Below are 23,439 nucleotides of genomic sequence, written 5' to 3' on the forward strand. Positions count from 1 at the left end.
ATTGGATATAAAAAGTACCCATTAATTGAGTAAATCATTTTTGAGGAAATTTTATGCGATTAGATAGATTTACCAGTAAATTTCAGATGGCAATCTCTGACGCACAATCGATAGCATTGGGCAGAGATCATCAATATATTGATCCCGTACATTTAATGACAGCTCTGCTTAATCAACAGGGAGGCTCTATTCGGCCGCTATTTGATAGTGTTGGAGCGAATGTGAATGGATTACGCTCGTCCTTGGCTGAAGCAATTGAGAGATTGCCTAGAGTTGAAGGTATCGGCGGTGATGTGCAACTCAGTAAAGACACTATTGTTTTGCTTAACCTGAGCGATAAGATTGCGCAGAAACGCAAAGATGAATACATCAGTTCTGAAGTATTTGTATTGGCAGCGTTACAAGATAAAGGCAAATTAGGCGAGATTTTCCGTCAGTTGGGCATTACTCAAGAGCAAATCGAAAAAGGTATTGAGACAATGCGCGGTGGTCAGAAAGTCACAGACCCTAATGCTGAAGATGTCCGTCAGGCTCTTGAAAAGTACACAACGGACCTCACCGAACGCGCCGAACAAGGCAAACTTGATCCTGTAATTGGTCGAGATGAGGAAATTCGTCGTACTATTCAAGTGTTACAACGTCGTACCAAAAATAACCCCGTATTAATTGGTGAACCCGGTGTGGGTAAAACTGCCATCGTCGAAGGTTTAGCCCAGCGGATTATTAATTCTGAAGTACCTGAGGGATTAAAAGATAAGCGGGTCTTGTCACTGGATATGGGCGCACTTATCGCTGGTGCGAAATTTAGAGGGGAGTTCGAAGAACGTTTAAAAGCGGTATTGAACGAACTTTCTAAAGAAGAGGGCAGGGTCATCCTGTTTATTGATGAATTGCACACTATGGTGGGAGCCGGTAAAGGCGAAGGCGCTATGGATGCCGGTAATATGCTTAAACCAGCATTAGCCCGAGGCGAGTTACACTGTGTGGGGGCGACTACATTAGATGAATATCGTCAATATATTGAAAAAGATGCTGCCTTAGAGCGTCGTTTCCAAAAAGTCATTGTTGACCAACCTAGTGTCGAAGACACCATAGCCATACTGCGTGGACTGAAAGAGCGTTATGAACTGCACCATTCAGTGGATATTACTGATCCAGCGATTGTTGCTGCGGCATCCTTGTCTCATCGTTATATTCCAGACCGACAATTACCAGATAAGGCCATTGATTTAATTGATGAAGCCGCGTCAAGTATTCGTATGCAGATGGATTCAAAACCCGAAGATATGGATCGCTTAGAGCGCAGAATCATACAGTTGAAGCTGGAAGAACAGGCGTTATCGAAAGAAAAAGATGATGCCAGTCATAAACGTCTAGAGCTGATTGAGTTGGAACGTGAACAGTTAGAAAACAAATTTTCTGAATTTGAAACTATCTGGAATACTGAAAAAAGTGCTATGCAGGGCACCCAACACATCAAATCGGAACTTGAGCAAGCTAAACTGGATATGGAAATTGCCCGCCGAGCGTCTGATCTTAATCGCATGTCAGAATTACAATACGGCCGTATTCCTGAGCTAGAGTTAAAACTAGAACAAGCAGCGGAAGCTGAACAAACGGAAACCCAGCTACTAAAAAACAAAGTGACCGAAAACGAAATAGCTGATGTATTGTCTCGTTGGACGGGGATCCCGGTAAGCAAAATGCTTGAAGGGGAAAAAGATAAATTACTACGCATGGAAGAAGCGCTGCAAAGCCGCGTGATCGGCCAAACTGAAGCGGTAAATGCGGTCAGTAACGCTATTCGACGTTCCAGAGCGGGACTATCTGATCCAAGTAGACCCATAGGTTCATTCTTGTTCCTAGGTCCTACCGGTGTGGGTAAAACCGAGTTATGTAAATCTTTAGCCAATTTCTTGTTTGATACAGAGCAGGCAATGGTTCGTATAGACATGTCAGAGTTTATGGAAAAACACTCTGTTTCTCGTTTAGTTGGAGCACCTCCAGGATATGTGGGCTACGAAGAAGGCGGGTATTTGACCGAAGCGGTGAGAAGAAAACCTTACTCGGTAATTTTGCTGGATGAGGTGGAAAAAGCGCACCCTGATGTGTTTAATATTTTACTACAAGTGCTTGATGATGGTCGTCTAACTGATGGACAAGGCAGAACCGTGGACTTTAAAAATACGGTTATCATCATGACCTCTAATATTGGTTCTGACGTGATACAAGATAAACATCAAGAGAGCCAGTATGATGAAATGAAAAGTATGGTGATGCAAACTGTTGAGCAGCAATTTAGACCTGAGTTTATCAACCGTATCGATGATGTTGTGGTATTCCACCCACTTGGTTTGGAGCAAATCAAAGCGATTGCGAAAATACAGTTATCGTCCTTACGTGAACGCTTGCTGGAAAAAGGCTTTGAATTAGACTTGTCTGCAGCTGCCTTAGAAAAAATTGCTGAAGCTGGTTTTGATCCCGTGTATGGAGCAAGACCCCTTAAACGAGCCATTCAAATTGAAATTGAAAATCCCTTAGCACAACGCTTGTTAGCAGGAGATATTCAAGCTGATAGTACTATTCGAATTGATATGGATGGGGATGCATTAAAAATTAGTTAATTAATTCGTTAGCATTCCTGTTAAGGACAGTGCAAAGCAACTAACAAAAACGCCGCCTATTGATTGATAGTCGGCGTTTTTTAATTTTAGATATTTGCTACATAGTCTGTACTGCAGCAAAATGGTTGTGTTAAAGCTGTTTTAGAAGGTCTTGGGCCTGCTTCTTTTCTAGGAAGTCCTGCTCTGAGTTTAAGGCTCTTTCCAAAGACGCTTTAGCTTCCCCAGTTCTGCCGAGCTTTTGCAAAGTAACGGCAAGATGATATTGGTTGGAAGGGGAATTGGAATCCATCGCATAGGCTTTGCGCAAGATGGTAAGTGCTTCTTCGTATTTACCCTGCAAGGTTTTAATCCAACCTTGAGTATCAAAAAGCGCAGCGTTCTCTGCTTCTAGCGCCAGCGCTTGCTCAATATATTGATTTGCCTTAGGCAAGTCTTTATCAATGGTGATATTCGCTAAATTATTGAGCATAAATGCTTTATTAGGAATACTGTCAACCTTGATTAACTTCTCATAATGAGTAGACGCTTCTTCAAAGCGGCTTTGGTTTAGCAGAAAATCTGCAAACAAACTACGTTGAAAATGCTCTTCAGGGTTCTGCTCTAATAGCGCTTGTGTAAAGTCTTCAAATTTTTTGCTTTGGATATTTCTGGACGCCAATTGATATAACTTGAATATAGCGTTTCTATTTAGGTTGTTGATTTCCAATGCGCTTAGGTAGTTTTCAAATGCGTCGTCTAGATTATTCTTGGCGACGTTTACGTCTCCAGATAATATCAACAGCCTAGGTTCTTGAGGGGCTTTTTTCAACCATGTGGCAACCATTTCTCCAGCGCTGTTCAGATCGTTGCTGGCTAAGTGTAAACGAATATATTCAATCCCTAAGAACAAGCTGTCTGGATAAATATCATAAGCTTCAGCAATACTCGTTTTAGCGTCGTCAACTAGTCCGGCTTTGTATTGCAGTTTACTTAATTCGAGTAATCCAGTGGCGTTACCTTGTACTAACGATTTAATTTTTTTGATTTCTCTAGCTGCTCGGTCTGCTTGTTTTAAAGCAATATATAACTCTACTCGACGCATTTGATAAACAGCCGCATCGGGTTCCGCTTTAATCGCTATATTTAACTGTCTTATTGCTCTTTCGAGTTCACCTTGTTGAGTATAAATCGTCGCCAATAATTCAAGTGCGGTTAAATTATTAATATCTTTTTGCAGGACTCTTTGTAAGTTTTTTTCTGCTTCTTCGACCATGCTGGCATTGAATTGACAACGCGCCAATAAGGTTAGAATACGAACATTGTCTGGTTGAATGGTGTTAAGTTTTTCGACAATTTGTAGCGCGTCTTTATGTTCGCCTCGAGAGCTTAATAGGTTCGCCTTATTGAATTGAGCTGAAAAGTGTTCAGGATTGATGGTTAGTGCTTTATCTAAGAAGGTTTCAGCTGCCTTGAGGTTACCTAAGCGAATCTGTACACCTGCTTTTAAATTCAAAAAGTCTATATTTTCTGGCACTGCTTGTAGAAGTTGATCGGCAATTTCATCTGCTTCAGCCAATCGCCCTAAACTCATAAGTAATTCGCTACGCAAAATAACAAAACGAAGGTTAGTATTGGCATGTTTAGAGTCGTCTAATTTTGCTAATGCCTCTTCAACTTTACCTCGGGTCTGTAAGGTTTTAATTTCTAATAATTCAACATTCGGATCTTCAGGGTATTGTTGTTTTAATTTTCCCGATATCTCTACAGCTTTAAAGGCCTTATCGTTAGCTAAGTATAGCTCGGCAAGTAGCAATGCATTTTCGAGCTTTTCGATAAGTTTACGTTCATGGCGCTGCATAACCTCTAATGCGAGTTTTGGCTCATTTAGCTTTAAATGGGTTTTCGCTAATAGGGCAATAGCTTCTATATTATTGGGAACAAAATTGAGGTATTGAATGAAAAATGATTTTGCTTGAATGTAGTTTTGTAGAGCATAGGCGGATAATGCACTCACATAAAATAGTGATGGGTCATCCTGCAAGCTTTCTTCACTTAAACCTGCTAATTGAGAGCTTAATTTTTCTAGCTCACTAGCAGCATCGTCATTCAGTTGATTTTTAGCTAATAACCAAGCTTTCAATAACATGCCTGTAGGATCACCTGGGGTTTGCTCTAATATTTCGTCTAACAGCTGTTTGGCTGAATCAATATCTTGGTTTTGTAAATAAGCACTGACTAATGAGCGCTTAATGATTGGGTCTTCTGGTTCAATAGCATAACTTTGCTGATAATATTTAATCGCCTCATCCATTTCCTTTTGATACAGGAATAAATCACCTTTGATCCGCAACGTTTGCGCATTGTTAGGCTCTAAAGCAATGGACATTTCTATGTAGGATAAAGATTTGTCAAACTGTGCATCTCGCATTTCAAGAGAAGAAAGAGCATTGAGTACACGAATATTAGCAGGGTCATTCTTTAAGACTAATTCGTAGCCTTCACGTGCTGCATCAATATTTTTAAGATTAAGTTGAGCGGTGGCTTTTATAACTTGCCAATCATTAAAGCTCTTGGCACTTAAGTTATTAAATTGACTGTCTATGATTTTTTCATTTTGTTTAGTGTAGAGCCAAACTTTTCCAAGGGTATCGACAACTAAACTTGGGTCTGCACCCATAGCAAGTGCTTCTTCTAGTATTTCTTCGGACTCGTACATATAGCCACTAATTAATAATACCTTACCCATTAATATTTTAGCGGGGAGGCTATCTTCGTCTTCTTTTAAGCTATTTTTTAGATGAATATAAGCAGTATCAAAATCTTTTTCTTCAAATGATGCAAGTGCCTTTTCGTAAAATTCACTACTACTCTGTGCGATAACCTGACTACTGATTAATAGGAAGGCTGCTACGGTTATTTTTCTGGCCAGTTTCACCACGTAATATCTCTCTATCATTATGTACGTATGGATTGCTATGTTGTTTGACAAGATACCGTAAAGCTTTCGCACTTTACACCGTTAGTGGATAAAATTATGCACCTAGGCAAGGGGGATCTTTTAATAATTAGGCATAAAAAAAGACGGCGAACCGTCTCTTTTAACTAAAACATCGAATTAAGCAGATAATTTACGTCTAAATATCGCTGCAGCACCAATAAGCAATAACGCATATGTTGCTGGCTCAGGAACTTGGGTCTGAGCTTCGCTCTTAGTTGTTGTAATACCTTTTAGTTTAACTGCGTCATATTTACTGTCTCCAGCATTACCAGAAAACACAGAATTATACACACCAACTAACCAGTATTTAGATTCAAATCCTGGTGAGATATTGGCAACGTTAGTACCAATATTGAATTTGTCAGTCTGGTATGTCCAACCATCATCAAACAAGTCACTCCACTTAGTGTCTGTTGAAAACGGTGTATCATCTAAAGAGCCGGTACCTGTATAACCAACAATACTGATATCTGAATCACTACTATACCATCCAGCTTGAACACTGGTTAATTCAACCGCTGTATCAAACTCAAACAGCACCATGTCATAATCAATCCAACTATTTGCGCTGCCTTTGTTGTCTAAAGCGTGATGTGGAGAGGAGTAATCTTCATCATCATTCACTGCCCCTAAACCTGATGAGTAACGCGTTAATACTGCGCTCTCAATGTACGGGTCTTTGTCATAAGACACATTGCTAGAATCACATTCTGGACCAGAGTCACAGCTGTAGTTACCGCTTGATGACCAAGCCGTTACTGTCATACCAACTGTACCAGAAGTAAAGCTAAGTGAATTAGAATCCCAACTACCACCAGAACCTAAGTTCCAAGATTGGGTTTCATAGGTTGTAGTGCCGGCTGAAGCGTATCCTGCTACCGCCAGTGCGAAAAAACCTGCTAAAACTTTATTAACCATAACTAATATTCCTACATCTTCCAAACTAAAGGCTGAGACCTTCACTGAGTAAGGCTAAGCAAAAAACAAACCAACTATTGTAAGTGTAGTGTAAACAATAGTTTAAGTGCTTTTTCGGTAATATTTTTCCAGGTTAATTTGTCTCCCTGTAAAAATAATGGACAGTAAAAATTTTACCTGTTTCCAGATGGCGACATGGTAAAACCTTATCGTTCTAATCTTTCTTGAAACAAGTATACCGTGAGGTTAAGGGGAGTTATGTATGACTTTCGTAGCATAAGTATTTTGAGATATAAGCGTTTACTAAAAAGAAACGCTCAAATAGGCAACATTTTTCAAAAAGAAAAAGTGTATTTGTTCAAAGAAGCGTTAAAATTAGTCCGTGCTAGGGTGTGTATGATTTTGAGCTAATTCAGGATTATGCTATCTTGTGCGCTCATTTTGAAGGGGGAATAATGTCGGATTCTAAACGTAAAGGTATTTATTTGTTACCGAACTTGCTGACAACGGCTGGTCTGTTTTCTGGTTTTTATGCTGTAGTCGCGTCAATGAACGGTCGATTTGAAGCCGCTGCGGTCGCGATTTTTGTGGCAATGATATTTGATGGCCTTGATGGTCGAGTTGCGCGAATGACAAATACCCAAAGCGAATTTGGTGCTGAATACGATTCTATGGCCGACATGGTGTCTTTCGGAATGGCACCGGCTCTTGTTGCTTATAATTGGGGATTAACTGATTTAGGCAAGATAGGGTGGTTGGCTGCATTTATATACGTAGCTGGGGCTGCACTTAGATTGGCACGGTTTAATACCCAGTTAGGGGTGGCTGACAAACGTTTCTTCCAAGGTTTAGCGAGTCCTGCCGCAGCTGCATTGGTAGCCGGTATGGTCTGGGTTGGTGTGGAATACGATGTTGACGGTAAAGACTTCGGGATTGTGGTCGCTGTGTTAACTGGCCTAGCAGGTTTATTAATGGTGAGTAACTTTAAATACAATTCATTTAAAGAGGTGGATTGGCACGGTAAAGTACCCTTTGTTGGTTTACTCATTGTAATGCTGGTGTTTATTATCGTTGCAACCGCACCTTCTTTAGTTTTGTTTTTAGTCTTCGCTTTATATGCGTTAGCGGGACCAATCAATACGTTCCGAAGTGTTGATAAAGTGCGACTAGAGGACGTGGTAGGCGACCATGAAGAGTCTGATTGTGATTTTCCCTTAACAGGGGATAATGAGTCTGAATCGACCCAGGAAAAATCCTCAAAACAAGACGATGTGTCCAAAAAATAATCAGAAAGTGAACAGTGATAAAGCAGTTAAGTGTCAAAAATTTTAACGATCTTCAGTGACTAATTCTACTAGGTAATAATAAATTACTGATTAATATAATAAAAATAAAGTGGTTCAGTAATTGCTTTACTTAGTGGCAGAGGTCGCACTGCTTAGATTGTGACCGAAAAACAATAAAACAATAACAATAAATAATGAACGAAATCGTTTAAAACAATAATTAAGGTTCACTAGTATGAAGTATTTGAAAAAAGTTTTGCTCGCAACAGGTCTTATCGCCACTACATTAGGAATGTCTCTTTCAGCTAACGCTGGTGCAATTATTCAACAAGATATCTATGCAGACTTTCTTTATGCAGATCCAAACCCATATGGTGTTGGATCAGATTCAGGACTAATTGGTTCTGTTACTTTTAATACTGAAGACGCTGACCCTTCAGGGTTTTTAAGTACCGTTGAACTAGATTTATCGATAGGTAGTTTGAATTTGACCTTGGCTGATGGTGATGCTGCAAAATTTGGTTTGCCAGTCGTAGCAGCTATCAATCCATTTGATACATTAGCTGGTTTAGACGTCTTCATTGAAACATTTGGTTTATTCGGTGATACACCTGACTACGTTTTAACTTTAGAGCTTGGTGCATTTGGTGGAGCATTAGTTCTTGACCAGTATTTCTACGACGGTAGTGGTAATATTGACTTTGTATTCCCATTGGCACTAGCAGAAACATCTTTAGGCGCTGTAACTTACGTTCCAGAGCCTTCAGTATTGGTTCTTATGCTAGCAGGTCTTGGTTTATTGGTTCGCAGAAAAGTTGCAGCTAAATAAGTCACACTGATGTTTTAAAAAAACCTGGCTTCTGCCGGGTTTTTTTATGTCTGTTCTTTCGTTTTATTTTGATATTCAGCCAATCTAAAGTCTCATTTACCTAGAACACGGCTGTTTTTGGTTTATTTTAGTCATCTTACTTCACCCAACTAACTTCAATTACCCCGTTTTTATTTATCTTGGCAAAACGTCAATTAACAGACGATATTTTTTGGCGCGTTTGTTGCAAAACCCAAGATCATATTCACAACCGTCAAAAAATTGTTTATGGAACTTGCAGGTTACCTCAATCGAGTAGATAAAAATCAGGTTAAAAGCTTTATGAATGGGATTGGCGCCCCTATCGTAGTGCTAGCCATTATGGGTATGGTTATTCTGCCCATGCCTGCATTTCTGCTGGATATACTCTTTAGTTTCAATATCGCATTATCACTTATGGTGATTTTGGTGGCGGTGTTTACCAATAAACCCGTCGATTTTGGTATTTTCCCTCTAGTTTTGTTAGTGGCGACGGTATTGCGTTTAGCCCTAAATGTGGCTTCCACTCGAATTGTGTTGTTAGAAGGTCATGAAGGTGGTGATTCCGCCGGTAAGGTTATTCAAGCTTTTGGTGAAGTAGTGATCGGTGGCAATTATGCTGTGGGTATAGTGGTATTTGCTATCTTACTGATCATCAACTTCAAAGTGGTAACCGCTGGTGCCGGGCGTATTTCTGAAGTTAGTGCGCGTTTTACTTTGGATGCAATGCCTGGCAAACAAATGGCAATAGATGCCGATTTAAACGCGGGTTATATTGATCAAGACGAAGCCAGAAAAAGACGTTTAGAAATTACCAGTGAAGCCGATTTTTATGGCTCAATGGATGGTGCATCAAAGTTTGTTAAAGGTGATGCCGTAGCGGGTTTGTTCATTATGCTTATCAATATCGTTGGTGGGCTGTTTATTGGTATTATTCAACATGACTTAGCATTTAGTGAAGCCATTGAAATATATACAATTCTAACTATAGGTGATGGCCTAGTAGCACAAATTCCTTCGTTATTACTCTCAGTAGCAACGGCAATTATTGTGACGCGCGAGAATGACTCTCAAGAAATGGGTCAGGAAATGAGACGTCAATTAGGTAATCAAAAAGCCCTTTACGTGACCTCAGCAATATTGTTCGTAATGGGCATAGTACCAGGTATGCCGCATTTAGCATTTCTTGGTTTTAGTGCCTTTGTTGGCGCTGTAGCGTATTACAATTTTTGGAACGCGAAGAAACAAGCTACTGAGCCTCAAGCCTTAGAAAATACGCAGGAGCCAAGCCAACCTCAAGAAATTAAAGAGCTTGGTTGGGACGATGTGCAACATGTTGACACTATTGGCTTAGAAGTGGGCTATCGTCTTATTCCACTGGTAGACAAAACCCAAGGTGGTGAACTACTAACTCGAATTAAAGGAGTGCGTAAAAAGTTGTCTCAAGAGTTGGGCTTCTTAATTCCTCCAGTACATATTCGTGACAACCTTGACCTAAACCCAAATAGCTACACCATTTCCATGCTTGGAGTTACGGTGGGAGATGCTGAAATTAGCCATGACGATGAATTAGCTATTAATCCCGGTCAAGTCTTTGGGAAGTTAGAAGGTAAAGCAACTCGAGATCCTGCCTTTGGTTTAGAAGCCGTGTGGATCCGCCCTCAACAGCGAGAGCACGCTCAAACATTAGGTTACACCGTTGTGGATGCTGCTACTGTGGTTGCTACACACCTTAGCCAATTACTCACCAACAATGCATACCAGCTGTTAGGCCATGAAGAAGTACAACAATTGCTCGATATGCTGGCTAAAAACAGTCCTAAATTAGTTGAAGGTTTAGTACCAGAAGTTTTACCTTTGAGTACCGTAGTGAAAGTACTGCAAACCTTACTTTATGAAGGTGTGCCCATTCGTGATATGCGCAGTATCGTACAAACCCTTTGCGAATATGGTCCTAAAACTCAAGATCCAGATGTGTTGGTGTCTGCCGTCAGAATATCCTTGAAACGTTTAATAGTGCAGGAAATCAATAATAACGAACAAGAATTGCCTGTTATTACCTTGGCACCTGATCTAGAGCAGATGCTGCATCAATCATTACAAGCCGGTGGAGAAGATGGTGCCGGAATAGAACCCGGGTTGGCCGAAAAATTGCAAACGTCCTTAACTGAAGCTTCACAGCAAAGAGAACTAGAAGGTGAACCAGCTGTTTTGCTTACTTCAGGCATGCTGAGACCGGTGTTATCAAAGTTCTTCAAACACTCAGTGATGGGATTGCACGTACTTTCCTATCAAGAAATACCAAGCGACAAACAAATTCGAATTGTAAGTGCAGTGGGTCAATAAAATGGCACAAACTAATTTATTTAAACCAGACCAAATGCTTCTTTGGGGAACAATGTGAAAATTAGACGATTTATTGGAAAAGATATGCGCGATGCGCTTAACCAAGTAAAAAAAGAACTTGGTGGTGATGCGGTCATTATGTCCAACAAGAAAACTTCCGAAGGCATTGAAATTGTAGCGGCCTACGACCAAGCCAAGCCGGAAGCTATTAGCGAACCTAATCAAAGAAGTAAATTTGCTAGTGAAAACAAAACGGCATCTATGTCAATGCATGCTGGAGCAGGCAATGCAAAAGATGCTCAGCCGCAAAGTGCCCGTGCAGCAACGCAAAAGGTACCGAGTTTGAGCGAAATTATTGGTGACTCTGGACCAGACAGCTTACGAGAGTTACTTGAAAAACAAGCTTCTGCAAATGCCTCTGAATCGCAGTATGCTGATAATCATCAAGTGACGAATAATGTAAATAGGCAACAACACTCAGCCCCTGAAAGCGTATCTGATTCTGCGATAAATGAACTAAAAAGCGAATTAAACTCGTTGCGCAATGTACTCCAATTTCAAGTCTCAGGTTTACTTAAACAAGAGCGTCAAAGTGCGCACCCAATGCATGGCTATTTAACCTCAAGATTGATGGATATGGGGATTAGTAGTCAAATTGCTGACGACATAGTCTCATATACACCAGAGAACGCCGATGAACGGCAAGCTTGGTTATTTTTACTTAAACTATTGTCTAATCGAATTCAAACCACAGGTAATGCTATTCTGGCAGATAAAGGAGTGGTTGCTTTAGTTGGTCCTACGGGTACCGGAAAAACCACTACTATTGCTAAGTTGGCTGCTAGAGCTGCTCAAAAGTATGGTGCAGATCAAATTGCTATGGTAACAATTGACTCATATCGGATTGCCGCTTTTGAACAATTGGCCACTTATGGAAAAATTATTGGCTGTAGCGTAAAAAAAGCACAAAATGCAGAAGAATTGTCAGATATACTCTTTCAACTACGCAACAAACGTTTGGTACTAATCGATACTGCTGGTTTTGGACAAAGAGATTCTCGATTAATCAAGCAGTTAGATACCTTAAATCAACATTCATGTGCTAACATCAAGAAGTATGTTGTAATTCAAGCCAATGCTCAATATAAAGTGTTGGAACATACTCTTAGCGCATTTAGCGCAATTGATTTGCAGGGATGTATTTTAACCAAGCTCGATGAGAGTTATAGTCTCGGAGAAGCGTTGAGTGTAGCAATTGAACACAAGCTAGCTGTAAGTTATTTAACGGATGGGCAACGTGTCCCTGAAGATATTAAAGTAGCAGATGCGAAGTTTTTAATCTCTGCGGCGGCTAAGCTTTATAAAAAATATGGTTTGATCCATACTGCTAAGTCAGAACAGAAAAAATCGGCATTAGCAATATGATCGACGACCAAGCGAGAAGCTTAAGACGAATGAATCAATCTCGATTAATTAAAGTTATTGCGGTAACCGGCGGTAAAGGTGGAGTTGGTAAAACTAACATCACCTTAAATACGGCTATTTCAATGGCTAAAATGGGCAAGCGCGTTATGGTGCTAGATGCTGACTTAGGGTTGGCAAACGTAGACGTAATGTTAGGCTTGCGAGTAGAAAAAAACCTTTCCCATGTTTTATCTGGTGAGTGTACATTGGATGAAGTCTTAGTTGTGGGCCCACATGGCATACTTATTGCGCCAGCAACCTCAGGTACCCAATCAATGACCGAGCTTAGTCCAACCGAACATGCTGGATTAATTCGTGCTTTTAGTGAATTACGTACCGATATAGATGTGCTGATTGTAGACACCGCTGCGGGTATTTCCGACATGGTGTTGAGCTTTTCTCGGGCATCTCAAGATATTATGATGGTGGTGTGTGATGAACCCACATCACTAACTGATGCATATGCACTGATTAAGTTACTGAATAGAGAACATGGTGTATTTCGCTTTAAAATTGTCGCCAATATGGTGCGCAACATGCGCGAAGGACAAGAACTCTTTGCTAAGTTATCTAAAGTCACCAATCGCTTTCTTGATGTTGCTTTAGAGCTCGTTGCCACTGTGCCTTACGATGAAAATATTCGTCGCTCAGTGCGAAAGCAAAAAGCTATCGTTGATGCATTCCCTGGTTCTCCGGCATCTATCGCCATTAAAGGGCTTGCAGATAGAGCGATGCATTGGCCCATTCCTAATCAACCCGGTGGACATTTAGAGTTCTTCCTGGAACAACTTGTTGCCGAAAAAGCGGTAGGTGAACAACGGTGATTAAAAAGGCAGCAGCTTATCAACAACAAGCCGATTTGGCTCAACTTGTAGAAAGACATGCTTCCTTGGTTAAGCGTATTGCACATCATTTATTAGCCAGGTTACCAGCTAGTGTATTGGTGGATGACTTAATTCAATCTGGCATGATTGGTTTACTTGAAGCTGCAAAAAATTTCGATGGTTCTAAAGGTGCCAGTTTCGAAACCTTTGCTGGTATCCGTATTCGCGGAGCCATGCTTGACGAAATTCGTAAAGGCGACTGGACACCTAGGTCTGTACATAAAAATGGTCGGGCAATTACCCAGGCTATCAATGAAGTTGAGCGTGAAACCGGCCGAGATGCCAGAGACGTAGATATTGCTGAAAAGTTGAATGTTAGCCTCGCCGAATATCATCAAATGTTGAATGAGGTTAACGCCGGTAAAATCATCGGTATCGAAGATTTAGGAATTACCGAAGACGTAATTGCTACTGAACAAAATAAAGGTAGCGATACGCCATTTCAGGATTTGTTACAAGGCTCATTTCAAAAAGCATTAGCACATGCTATTACTACTTTACCCGAACGAGAAGCAATCGTACTGTCATTGTATTATGATGAGGAGTTGAATCTCAGAGAAATTGGCGAAGTGCTCGAAGTTAGTGAGTCTAGAGTCAGCCAAATTCACAGCCAAGCCATGTTAAAGCTGAAAAGCAAAATGCAATCTTGGCGAGCTAACGAAGAATAATAAAATACCATTTGATTTAATCCTCATTGGAGACAGTTTTGGATAAAAATATGAAAATCCTCGTTGTTGATGACTTTTCAACGATGAGACGTATCATCAAGAATTTACTTAAAGACCTGGGTTATACCAGTGTTCAAGAAGCCGATGACGGCAGTACTGCATTACCTATGTTGCAACAAGGCGATTTTGATTTTGTGGTAACTGATTGGAATATGCCCGGAATGCAAGGCATCGATTTACTCAAAGCAATACGCGCAGATGATAGTTTAAAACATTTACCAGTACTGATGGTAACTGCTGAAGCGAAAAAAGAGCAAATTGTAGCGGCAGCACAAGCTGGTGTTAACGGTTACGTTGTTAAGCCTTTTACTGCGGCAACGCTGAAAGAAAAGCTAGACAAAATTTTTGAGAGACTTGGCTGATAATTAATCTTTAATGAAGTTAGGAGTGTCTGTATGACCGGCTCTAATAAAGCTCCAATGTCTCTTGATGATGCTAGAAAGTTAGTTGAGTTATTGGAAAATGGAGATAATCAGGCTGCCAGTGAATTACTGGAAGAAACCTCTTTGACCAATTCTGTTGAGTTATTTGCTGAGGTGGGTAAATTAACCCGTCAACTCCATGATTCTCTTAACAGCTTTCAACTTGATGAGCGCATTTCTAATTTAGCTAATGAAGATATTCCTGATGCGCAAAGTCGCCTCAATTATGTTTTAGAAACTACTGAAAAAGCAGCAAATAACACTATGGATGCCGTGGAAGCGAGCATGCCTATTGCTGAGAAACTCCATACAGGCATCACTAATTTACTGCCTGAATGGAAAAAGTTGATGACCAGAGAGTTACAACTGGGAGAATTTAAATCCTTGTGTACCGATCTAGATGACTTATTAGAGCAGTCTTCAAAAGATACAGATAAATTAACTGGATTGCTGACCGATATACTGATGGCACAGGGCTATCAAGACATTACAGGGCAGGTCATTCGTAGGGTGATTGATTTGGTAAAAGAAGTGGAAGACAGTTTAGTTCATATGCTGACTGTGTTTGGCGCTTCTGAAACCAGTTCATTAATTGCAAAAGCAGATGAAAGTTCTCATAAATCGAAAGCTGAGACAGATGTTGTGAAAGCTGAAGGGCCAATTATTGATGCAGAATCGCGAAATGATGTGGTGACCAGTCAAGACGATGTAGATGACCTATTGTCTAGCCTAGGTTTTTAAGGGGAACGTATTCATGTCTTTTGAAGTTGACGAAGAAATTCTACAAGACTTTTTAGTTGAGGCAGGTGAACTATTAGAGCAATTGCAAGAGCAACTTGTTGATCTTGAAAATAACCCTGAAGACTCTGATTTATTAAATGCGATTTTTCGCGGGTATCATACTGTTAAAGGTGGTGCCGGATTCTTATCTCTCACTGAACTGGTAGATATTTGTCATGGTGCGGAAAACGTTTTTGATACCATGCGTAATGGACAACGCACCTTAACGCCTGAGTTAATGGATGTCATTTTACAAGCCACAGATGTGGTTGTGCAAATGTTCGAAGATGTAAAAAAACGCGAACCATTGGAAGCCGCAGCCCCTGAACTTATAGAAACCCTGCACCGTTTAAGTAAACCTGAATCAGAAGATACACCTACGGCACTTCCTGACGTCCCTGAAATGCCTGAAGAAGTGGTTGAGGTGCAAAAGGACGAATCATATGATGACATGGAAGACATTACAGAAGATGAGTTTGAAGCCTTGTTGGATGAGTTGCATGGCGCTAAAAGCTTTTCTGCGGACAAATCAGATCTAGGGGAGGGTACTGCTGAAGGCTCCTCTCCCGCTGAAGGCTCCTCATCCGCTGAAGGCTCCTCTCCCGCTGAAGGCTCCTCACCCGCTGAAGGCTCCACTCCAATGGATCTTATGAGTGGTGCCAGTGATGAAGATATTACTGACGATGAATTTGAAGCTTTACTTGATCAACTTCATGGTCAAGGCAGTTTTTCAACTGATAAAGCAGAGACTCCCGAGCCTTCGAAGTCATCAGTGACCTCTAAAGCAGCTTCTTCGCCGGTAGCACCAACACCTTCTGCATCAGATGATAGTGCCGATTCCGATGATATTTCAGATGATGAATTTGAAGCATTGCTTGATCAATTGCATGGGGAAGGTAAGGGGCCCGCAGTGAGTCCAACACCTAAGGCTGAACCGCCAGCTCCCACTGCTGCAGCAAAACAACCTGCAAAACCAATATCAACACCCAAGCCCCAAGCGCCAGTATCTAAGGCTGAAAAACCTGTTACACCTAAACCAACCGTAGCTAAGTCTGCTGTTAAAAAAGACGAAAAAGACAAAAAACCAGTTGCCGGTGCTCAAGGTGAGACAACTGTCAGGGTAGATACTAAGCGTCTAGACCAGATTATGAATATGGTAGGTGAATTGGTACTGGTTAGAAATAGGCTATTAAGTTTAGGTGTTAACATCAATGATGAAAGCATGACTAAAGCCATTGCTAACCTTGATGTTGTCACTGGAGATTTGCAAGGTGCGGTAATGAAAACCCGCATGCAACCAATCAAAAAAGTATTTGGTCGTTTTCCTCGTGTGGTAAGAGATTTAGCGCGAAGTCTTAAAAAAGAAATCTCTTTGAATCTTGAAGGTGAAGAAACAGATTTAGATAAAAATTTAGTTGAAGCTTTGGCGGATCCACTCGTCCATTTGGTGCGAAACTCTGTCGATCACGGCATTGAAATGCCAGAAGAACGCTTAGCTGTCGGTAAACCCTCATTGGGAACTGTAAAACTTGCAGCTTCTCAGGAAGGTGATCACATACTACTTACCATTGAAGATGATGGTAAGGGCATGGATCCTGATAAGTTAAAAGATATCGCTATCAGCCGAGGTGTCTTAGATGCTGATGCAGCGGCTCGAATGACGGATGAAGAAGCATTCAATTTGATATTCGCTCCAGGGTTCTCCACCAAAACAGAAATATCTGATATCTCTGGACGCGGTGTAGGGATGGATGTGGTCAAAACTAAGATCAATCAACTTAATGGAACGGTTAATATTAGTTCCGAGTTAGGCAAAGGCACACGCTTGGAAATTAAAGTGCCGTTGACCTTAGCGATTTTACCTACGTTGATGATTATTGTGGGTAAACAAACCTTTGCTTTACCCCTTGGCGCGGTCAATGAAATTATCAATATGGACTTAACTAAAACCAATACGGTTGATAGTCAATTGACAATGATTGTGCGTTCAAAAGCGATTCCTCTTTTTTATCTGCGCGACTGGTTAACGAAACAAACTAGTGGTGATGATAAAAATCAAGGGCATGTGGTGGTTGTACAAATTGGTACTCAACAAGTTGGCTTCGTTGTAGATAGCTTGATAGGTCAAGAAGAAGTGGTTATCAAACCCCTTGACGCGTTGCTACAAGGTACTCCGGGCATGGCTGGCGCAACCATTACTAGTGATGGCGGTATTGCCTTAATTCTTGATATTCCTAGCTTATTAAAGCGATACGCTAAAAAGAAATAACAACTAAATGAATAATAGGACGCTTTTTCGTAATGGCATATAGGGTATTAGTTGTTGATGATTCCAGTTTTTTTTGCCGACGCGTAAAAGATATTCTAAACCAAGACCGCTTGCTAGACGTGATAGGTATAGCTCGCAATGGTGAAGAAGCAATTAAAATGGTCGCTGAGTTAAAACCGGACGTTGTGACAATGGACGTGGAAATGCCCGTGATGGATGGTATCACTGCGGTTAAGCGAATCATGAAGTCTCACCCACTGCCAATTTTAATGTTTTCGTCCTTAACCTCAGAGGGGGCTCAAGCTACTTTAGACGCCCTTGATGCTGGTGCGTTGGATTTCTTACCTAAAAAATTTGAAGACATTGCTAGAAATAGTAAAGAGTCTAGTGAGCTACTGCAATCTAGGGTACGAACTTTAGCCTCTAAACGAGGACTGGTTGCTCGTCGTCTAGGAGCAAGATCGAATACTGCACTTAATTCTCCTGGCAAAACCGCAAAAACCCAAGTCTTTATGACAAGTTCTAGCCTTGCAGTCGCGCCAGCTACAGCGCAAACAAAATTAGAACCGACATTTACCAGCGTTCGTCGCTCTTCCGGAAAAGAGTATCAATTATTAGCTATCGGCACTTCCACGGGAGGGCCCATTGCGTTGCAAAATATTCTGACCGAATTACCAGAGCACTTTCCCCATCCCATTGTTCTTGTGCAACATATGCCAGGTAGCTTTACAAAAGCCTTTGCCAACCGATTGAACCAGATATGCAAAATAACTGTGAAAGAGGCCACACAGGGTGAACAGCTTGTTAGTGGCTGTGCATATTTAGCACCTGGTGGTAAACAAATGCTTATCGAGGGAACAAGCCGCAGTGCTAGAGTTGAAATAGTTGAGGATGTTAGTCGTGACCATCATTTGTACAAGCCAAGTGTGGATTTAACGTTTCAATCTTTGAGTAAGGTGTACGCCGATAAAGTGTTAGGCATAATTTTAACGGGGATGGGCGCAGACGGAAAAGAAGGCTGTGCAGCTTTAAAACAAAAAGGTGCTAAAATTTGGGCCCAAGATGAGCAGACAAGTGTCGTTTATGGTATGCCTCAAGCTATTACTAAAGCGAATATTTCTGAGCGCAACTTGCCATTATTTGATATCGCCAAGAGTATAATGTTGGAAATGCGGATAAAATGATGATTTTAGTCCGTCGTTTAGAAAGAGTTATCTGGTGATAGTTTGGGCGGTTGCTAATCAAAAAGGTGGTGTCGGAAAAACCACAACAACTGTAACCTTAGGAGGCATTTTAGCTCAACAAGGTCAGCGGGTGTTATTGGTTGATACTGATCCCCAAGCATCTTTGAGTTATTACTTTGGGGTTGACGCAGAAGAGTTATCCCATAGTGTTCACGACGTTTTTATGGCTGGAGATGACTTAGACAAAGATGTAGTGCTGGACAGTTTGTGTTCAACTAAACTTGATTCTTTATTCATTCTACCTGCTTCGATGGCCTTAGCTACTTTAGATCGAACAATGGGTACGCGCCCAGGCATGGGGCTGATCTTAAAAAAGGCATTTGCAAAAATTGAAGATGAATTTGATTATGTGCTAATCGACTGTCCGCCTGTTTTAGGTGTATTGATGGTAAATGCCGTTGCCGCGTGTGACAAATTAATAGTACCGGTACAAACAGAGTTTCTTGCACTCAAAGGTTTGCAGCGAATGATGCAGACATTAAAAATAATGTCGAGGTCGCAAAAACGGGATTTTGATTATATTATTGTACCTACTATGTATGATAAACGTGTGAATGCGGCTTCTGATGCATATAAAGATTTGTGCAATAATTATAAGGGTAGAGTGTGGTCAGGCATTATTCCCGTAGATACGCGCTTCCGGGATGCCAGTCAGGCTCAGTCTCCTCCTTCGTTATTTAGTCCTAAAACCCGAGGGGTTTTTGCGTATAAAAATTTACTGTCACAACTTAAAAATAAAATCGATTATGTCAAATGAGTAAAGGTACTTTTGCAAAAGAAGATATTGTTGAAGATTATCTGACGTCATTACTGACTGACGAGGTCGTTGAAGATACGGTGCAGTTAGATAGTGTTGCTAAGCTACTGGCAACAGCCGATGTTGTGCACAAGCAAGAAGAAATTATTACTCCTGTTGTTGAACCTAAAGCGCCGGAAGTTAAAGAAACCTCTGACGCGGTCGAAACTACAAAAGATACAACAGAAAGTGTCTCTACTGACGAAGCGTTATCCGTACCCACCTCTGATTTTCAAGCGTTATTTTTTGAAGTGGCAGGCTTAACATTGGCATTGCCTCTTACGGAGTTGGGAGGGATTCATAAAATTAAAAAAGTGGGCCCTTTGTTTGCTAAACCTAAATGGTTCAAAGGTGTTATGCTTCATAGAGACGAAAAATTAAAAGTTGTTGATACAGCTTTATGGGTGATGCCAGAAAAATATACCGATGAACTGGCAGAATCATTGAATTACCAGTATTTGATAATGTTAGATTCAAGTGGCTGGGGATTAGCTTGTGAAAGTTTAATTACCACCTCAACGCTAGCGCCAAATGATGTTAAATGGCGTAAGGCCAACAACAAGCGTCCGTGGTTGGCTGGAATGGTAAAAGATAAAATGTGTGCACTGGTTAATGTGAAACAATTGATTAAATTGTTAGACAAGGGCCAAAATAGCAATGATAACTAGACCCAGCTTGTAGGGAGCGAGTCAAATGAGTGATGAAAGAAATGCTAAAAACGCTGCTGCTGATAGTAACGATGAAGTACTGCAGTGGGTAACCTATCGATTAGGTGATGAAACCTATGGCATTAATGTGATGCAAGTACAAGAAGTGCTTAGGCATACAGAAATCGCTCCTGTTCCTGGTGCGCCAGATTATGTGCTCGGTATTATTAATTTACGTGGTAACGTTGTCACTGTCATTGATACCCGAACGCGTTTTGGGCTTCCCCCTCACGAGATTACAGATAGTACACGCATAGTTATTATTGAGTCTGAAGAACAGGTTGTAGGTATATTGGTTGATAGTGTTGCCGAAGTTGTCTACTTACGTTCCTCTGAGATTGATAGCGCACCTAATGTTGGCACCGAAGAAAGTGCCAAGTTTATTCAAGGGGTGAGTAATCGTGATGGTGAATTGCTGATTTTGGTAGATTTGAATAAATTGCTCAGTGATGAAGAGTGGGATGAAATTAGTGGCTTGTAAGTCGTTTTATTTTGGCTAAAGGAAATCGTTGAATGCTTACTTGGCAGTTAACAGCTATCGTAATGGTGTGTTTCTTCATTATTGTCACTGCTGTGGTTAGCTACGTTTTTTCCCTCCGCAATAAAAAAAACGGTCAGCGCATTGACGAGTTGCAGCTACAAATTCAACAATTACAGCAGCAACTTTCCTATTCTCAAGAAGAACTACATGAAGTGCGTTCGGGAGCCATGGGAGTGGCTGCGAAAGTAAAGGATCTGGTAGTTAAAATAGGCTTGATGCAAGATAAATTAGAAGAAATTGAATTTCTAGATCCTGACACAAAATTATACTCACAAGCGGCTAAAATGGCTGATGCGGGTGCCAGCGTAGAAGAACTCATGCGCGAGTGCGAACTTCCTCGAGCAGAAGCTGAGTTGCTACTAGCGGTGAAAAAGCCTCAGTAAAATTTCCCTAATGAGATATACACTTATGAAAACCACTGTTTTACACGTACTGGCTTTTTTGATGGCTGTTCAATTTTCCCTAGTGCCATTGGTAGCAACAGGTACTGAAACTGAAAGCAGCACCGATATCACAGAGCCTTTTGGTCCACCTGAACAGGAATTAATGGTCGAAGTCGAAGGCGGTAAAGTGTATGTCCGGCTAAATGGCCTTTCTCACAGTGATGCTATCCCGGTTATTTTTGTACATGGAGGGCCTGGTGGCACACATAACGGCTTTGCTGAAATGCTAGGACTGGCGAGTGAGCGTATGGTGATAATGTATGATCAGCTCGACAGTGGTAAATCTGATCAGCCTAATAACCCAGAAAATTGGCGAGTTGAACGCTTTGTAGAATCATTGGATAAAATACGCCTAGCACTTAAAATTGAGCGCTGGAACGTGGTTGGACATAGTTGGGGCTCTGCGCTGGCCCTCGAATATACGGCTAAATATCCTCAGCATACTGTATCCACGGTTTTGGGGGGAACATTTATCTCTACACCACACTGGATCATGGATGCCAACTTGCTTGTTAAAGCCGCACCGAAAACAATAAGAGAAACCCTTAAACACTGTGAATCTAACTCGCCTCCGAACGAAGATATTTGTGATAATGCCTACACCGTTTTGTATTCATCTTATTACCAGCCTAAACCACCCACTGAAGCGGCTTTAGCATACTACGAAAACGTCGGTGGAAAAGGGTTTAATCCGCTTATTTATAATCAAATGTGGGGACCAAGTGAATTTTCTTCTACAGGTGTGCTTAAACACTACGATGCTACCCATTTATTGACTGAGATTGATGGCAGCCGCACTCTTTTTATGATTGGCCAATATGACTCGGCGCGCATTGATACTGTGCAAGACTATATCAAACTAACGTCGGGGGCTGAGCTGGCTGTGGTGCCAGGAGGAGCACATGGCTTCTATTCCGATCGGCCGATAATTACCCAAGCCATATTGAAAGACTGGCTTACTCGAAAAGATTCTGGTTTTGAAATAAATAGATAAAACGTCTTTTTAAAATATGTGGATTTTACGGAAAGGTTTAACACTGGCATTACTAGGTTAGGTGAAACAAAGGCCGGTGTTGTTATTCGCTCATATCAGCTTAGTTGAAGGAAAGAGGTCTATTCATTCAACCTGTAATATCTGATATGAGCGAATGTTATCAGTGCCTATTAACACCCATTTTCGAATAATTTAAATTGCTCATTTTGATTATGGATGTTTTTATTTCGATTCCAAAATTGTTACTAGTTGCTGCAAATCTTCAACAATATAATCTGGCTTTTCAGCGAGCGGGTAGAGGGCTTTTCCCTTACGTGCAATAAACGCGGTTTGCATGCCAGCTGCTTTTGCCCCTGCAACGTCCCAACCATGAGCAGCAACCATCAATGTTTCCTCAGGTTTCACTCCAAGTTTTTCCAGTGCCCAAGCGTAGGATCTCAGGTCAGGTTTGTAGATTTTAATATCTTCAATGGACAAACGTTTATCAAAAAACTCGGTTAAACCGGCGTTTTTGAATTGTGTCTCTACCCCTTTATTTGATGAATTGGTCAAACTCACAATCATATAACCCTGAGCTTTTAAAGCCGCTAAACCTTCCTTAACATCGGGATGGGGCGGCAGCGATAATAAAGGGGTTTTAATTGCCGTTAAAGCTTGCTCTTGGGTAATCTCTATATTGTTACTTTCTGCCACCATCATAAGTGCGGCAACGCCAATTTTGCCAAAGTCGTGGTAATCGCCAGTCACAGTCGTCACAAGTGAGTGATGTAGCATCGTTGAAAACCATAAGCTGATGAGATCGTCCTTGCCATCTAATGCCTCTGCAATGGATGTGCGCATAGACTCAAGGTCAAGCAAGGTTTCATTCACATCAAATACAATGACTTTGGGTTTACTCGCAGCTTGGCTAGTAAAACTGATAGTCACTAAAACAACACTTAATAACAAAAAACGTAAGTATTGGGATAACACATTAAAATTCATGGGTACTCGCTACATTAATAAGGTGGGAAAATTAGTTGCATGGGGTGTATTAATTTGGACCTAGACAACTAGATTCGAATTTGAGTTCTTAGATAAATTTTTAAAACACACTTAGTTTACCTGTATCGAATCAAAACGAATTGTTCGATGGCGTTAATATATCTGGCTTTGAACAATCGTTCAAG

General features: G+C 41.0%; 19 protein-coding genes. 16 read left to right on the forward strand and 3 right to left on the reverse strand.

The features are described 5' to 3' along the window. Window positions 1-53: 53 nt before the first annotated feature. Entirely contained in the window at window positions 54-2,624 is a 2,571-nt protein-coding gene (gene clpB / locus ABJV04_RS13535; protein WP_348492072.1) for an ATP-dependent chaperone ClpB, read from the forward strand. Window positions 2,625-2,754: 130 nt separating this feature from the next. Here the strand turns inward: clpB and prsT are convergent, their stop codons facing one another. Then, window positions 2,755-5,541, reverse strand: coding sequence for an XrtA/PEP-CTERM system TPR-repeat protein PrsT (gene prsT / locus ABJV04_RS13540; RefSeq protein ID WP_348492073.1), 2,787 nt, complete (start codon window positions 5,539-5,541; stop codon window positions 2,755-2,757). Window positions 5,542-5,718: 177 nt separating this feature from the next. After that, the gene (xdp1, locus tag ABJV04_RS13545) at window positions 5,719-6,519 is read right to left on the reverse strand and encodes an exosortase-dependent surface protein XDP1 (protein ID WP_348492074.1); all 801 of its coding nucleotides are present in this window, start codon (window positions 6,517-6,519) and stop codon (window positions 5,719-5,721) included. Window positions 6,520-6,974: 455 nt separating this feature from the next. On the opposite strand from xdp1, the gene pssA reads away from it, so the two are divergent. From pssA to ABJV04_RS13620, 15 genes are all read left to right on the forward strand, one after another. Next, window positions 6,975-7,805, forward strand: a complete 831-nt coding sequence (pssA, locus tag ABJV04_RS13550) for a CDP-diacylglycerol--serine O-phosphatidyltransferase (RefSeq protein ID WP_348492075.1) — start codon at window positions 6,975-6,977, stop codon at window positions 7,803-7,805. A 235-nt stretch (window positions 7,806-8,040) separates the two neighbouring features. Beyond that, window positions 8,041-8,634: a PEP-CTERM sorting domain-containing protein gene (locus ABJV04_RS13555; protein ID WP_348492076.1), complete on the forward strand. Its 594-nt coding sequence runs from the start codon at window positions 8,041-8,043 to the stop codon at window positions 8,632-8,634. A 267-nt stretch (window positions 8,635-8,901) separates the two neighbouring features. Then, the gene (flhA, locus tag ABJV04_RS13560; RefSeq protein WP_348492077.1) at window positions 8,902-10,998 is read left to right on the forward strand and encodes a flagellar biosynthesis protein FlhA; all 2,097 of its coding nucleotides are present in this window, start codon (window positions 8,902-8,904) and stop codon (window positions 10,996-10,998) included. A gap of 54 nt (window positions 10,999-11,052) precedes the next feature. Continuing rightward, window positions 11,053-12,423, forward strand: a complete 1,371-nt coding sequence (gene flhF / locus ABJV04_RS13565; RefSeq protein WP_348492078.1) for a flagellar biosynthesis protein FlhF — start codon at window positions 11,053-11,055, stop codon at window positions 12,421-12,423. Next, window positions 12,420-13,286: a MinD/ParA family protein gene (locus ABJV04_RS13570; protein WP_348492079.1), complete on the forward strand. Its 867-nt coding sequence runs from the start codon at window positions 12,420-12,422 to the stop codon at window positions 13,284-13,286. Before flhF ends, ABJV04_RS13570 begins: the two co-directional genes overlap by 4 nt. Beyond that, complete coding sequence (locus ABJV04_RS13575; RefSeq protein WP_348492080.1) at window positions 13,283-14,014, forward strand: RNA polymerase sigma factor FliA; 732 nt, start codon at window positions 13,283-13,285, stop codon at window positions 14,012-14,014. Before ABJV04_RS13570 ends, ABJV04_RS13575 begins: the two co-directional genes overlap by 4 nt. Window positions 14,015-14,052: 38 nt before the next feature. Next, entirely contained in the window at window positions 14,053-14,436 is a 384-nt protein-coding gene (cheY, locus tag ABJV04_RS13580) for a chemotaxis response regulator CheY (RefSeq protein WP_303474294.1), read from the forward strand. Between the two features lie 33 nt (window positions 14,437-14,469). Next, window positions 14,470-15,237 carry a protein phosphatase CheZ gene (locus ABJV04_RS13585; RefSeq protein ID WP_348492081.1) on the forward strand — a complete coding sequence of 256 codons (768 nt, stop codon included), beginning with the start codon at window positions 14,470-14,472 and terminating at the stop codon, window positions 15,235-15,237. A 13-nt stretch (window positions 15,238-15,250) separates the two neighbouring features. After that, a complete protein-coding gene (locus ABJV04_RS13590; RefSeq protein WP_348492082.1) occupies window positions 15,251-17,545 on the forward strand; it encodes a chemotaxis protein CheA in 2,295 nt (764 codons plus the stop codon). A 32-nt stretch (window positions 17,546-17,577) separates the two neighbouring features. Further along, a complete protein-coding gene (locus ABJV04_RS13595) occupies window positions 17,578-18,729 on the forward strand; it encodes a chemotaxis response regulator protein-glutamate methylesterase (RefSeq protein ID WP_348492083.1) in 1,152 nt (383 codons plus the stop codon). Between the two features lie 34 nt (window positions 18,730-18,763). Next, window positions 18,764-19,546 carry a ParA family protein gene (locus tag ABJV04_RS13600; protein WP_348492084.1) on the forward strand — a complete coding sequence of 261 codons (783 nt, stop codon included), beginning with the start codon at window positions 18,764-18,766 and terminating at the stop codon, window positions 19,544-19,546. Continuing rightward, entirely contained in the window at window positions 19,543-20,253 is a 711-nt protein-coding gene (locus ABJV04_RS13605; RefSeq protein WP_348492086.1) for a chemotaxis protein CheW, read from the forward strand. The genes ABJV04_RS13600 and ABJV04_RS13605 overlap by 4 nt, the downstream gene beginning before the upstream one ends. Before the next feature lie 25 nt (window positions 20,254-20,278). Beyond that, window positions 20,279-20,773, forward strand: a complete 495-nt coding sequence (locus tag ABJV04_RS13610) for a chemotaxis protein CheW (RefSeq protein WP_348492087.1) — start codon at window positions 20,279-20,281, stop codon at window positions 20,771-20,773. A 32-nt stretch (window positions 20,774-20,805) separates the two neighbouring features. Next, the gene (locus tag ABJV04_RS13615) at window positions 20,806-21,216 is read left to right on the forward strand and encodes a DUF2802 domain-containing protein (RefSeq protein ID WP_348492088.1); all 411 of its coding nucleotides are present in this window, start codon (window positions 20,806-20,808) and stop codon (window positions 21,214-21,216) included. Between the two features lie 25 nt (window positions 21,217-21,241). Beyond that, window positions 21,242-22,270 carry a proline iminopeptidase-family hydrolase gene (locus ABJV04_RS13620; protein ID WP_348492089.1) on the forward strand — a complete coding sequence of 343 codons (1,029 nt, stop codon included), beginning with the start codon at window positions 21,242-21,244 and terminating at the stop codon, window positions 22,268-22,270. 222 nt (window positions 22,271-22,492) lie between these two features. Here ABJV04_RS13620 and ABJV04_RS13625 read toward each other — a convergent pair whose 3' ends face one another. Next, entirely contained in the window at window positions 22,493-23,254 is a 762-nt protein-coding gene (locus ABJV04_RS13625; RefSeq protein WP_348492090.1) for a haloacid dehalogenase type II, read from the reverse strand. Window positions 23,255-23,439 lie beyond the last annotated feature (185 nt).

This window comes from Aliiglaciecola sp. (assembly GCF_039982535.1).
GTDB lineage: Bacteria > Pseudomonadota > Gammaproteobacteria > Enterobacterales > Alteromonadaceae > Aliiglaciecola.

What these genes read in the sequence shown, in the direction of transcription:
- clpB (WP_348492072.1), top strand. Translation starts at nt 54, where the DNA reads ATGCGATTAGATAGATTTACCAGTAAATTTCAGATGGCAATCTCTGAC.
- ABJV04_RS13585 (WP_348492081.1), top strand. Translation starts at nt 14,470, where the DNA reads ATGACCGGCTCTAATAAAGCTCCAATGTCTCTTGATGATGCTAGAAAG.
- ABJV04_RS13590 (WP_348492082.1), top strand. Translation starts at nt 15,251, where the DNA reads ATGTCTTTTGAAGTTGACGAAGAAATTCTACAAGACTTTTTAGTTGAG.
- ABJV04_RS13570 (WP_348492079.1), top strand. Translation starts at nt 12,420, where the DNA reads ATGATCGACGACCAAGCGAGAAGCTTAAGACGAATGAATCAATCTCGA.
- pssA (WP_348492075.1), top strand. Translation starts at nt 6,975, where the DNA reads ATGTCGGATTCTAAACGTAAAGGTATTTATTTGTTACCGAACTTGCTG.
- ABJV04_RS13605 (WP_348492086.1), top strand. Translation starts at nt 19,543, where the DNA reads ATGAGTAAAGGTACTTTTGCAAAAGAAGATATTGTTGAAGATTATCTG.
- xdp1 (WP_348492074.1), bottom strand. Translation starts at nt 6,519, where the DNA reads ATGGTTAATAAAGTTTTAGCAGGTTTTTTCGCACTGGCGGTAGCAGGA.
- ABJV04_RS13595 (WP_348492083.1), top strand. Translation starts at nt 17,578, where the DNA reads ATGGCATATAGGGTATTAGTTGTTGATGATTCCAGTTTTTTTTGCCGA.
- ABJV04_RS13620 (WP_348492089.1), top strand. Translation starts at nt 21,242, where the DNA reads ATGAAAACCACTGTTTTACACGTACTGGCTTTTTTGATGGCTGTTCAA.
- ABJV04_RS13625 (WP_348492090.1), bottom strand. Translation starts at nt 23,254, where the DNA reads ATGAATTTTAATGTGTTATCCCAATACTTACGTTTTTTGTTATTAAGT.
- flhA (WP_348492077.1), top strand. Translation starts at nt 8,902, where the DNA reads ATGGAACTTGCAGGTTACCTCAATCGAGTAGATAAAAATCAGGTTAAA.
- ABJV04_RS13615 (WP_348492088.1), top strand. Translation starts at nt 20,806, where the DNA reads ATGCTTACTTGGCAGTTAACAGCTATCGTAATGGTGTGTTTCTTCATT.
- ABJV04_RS13610 (WP_348492087.1), top strand. Translation starts at nt 20,279, where the DNA reads ATGAGTGATGAAAGAAATGCTAAAAACGCTGCTGCTGATAGTAACGAT.
- ABJV04_RS13555 (WP_348492076.1), top strand. Translation starts at nt 8,041, where the DNA reads ATGAAGTATTTGAAAAAAGTTTTGCTCGCAACAGGTCTTATCGCCACT.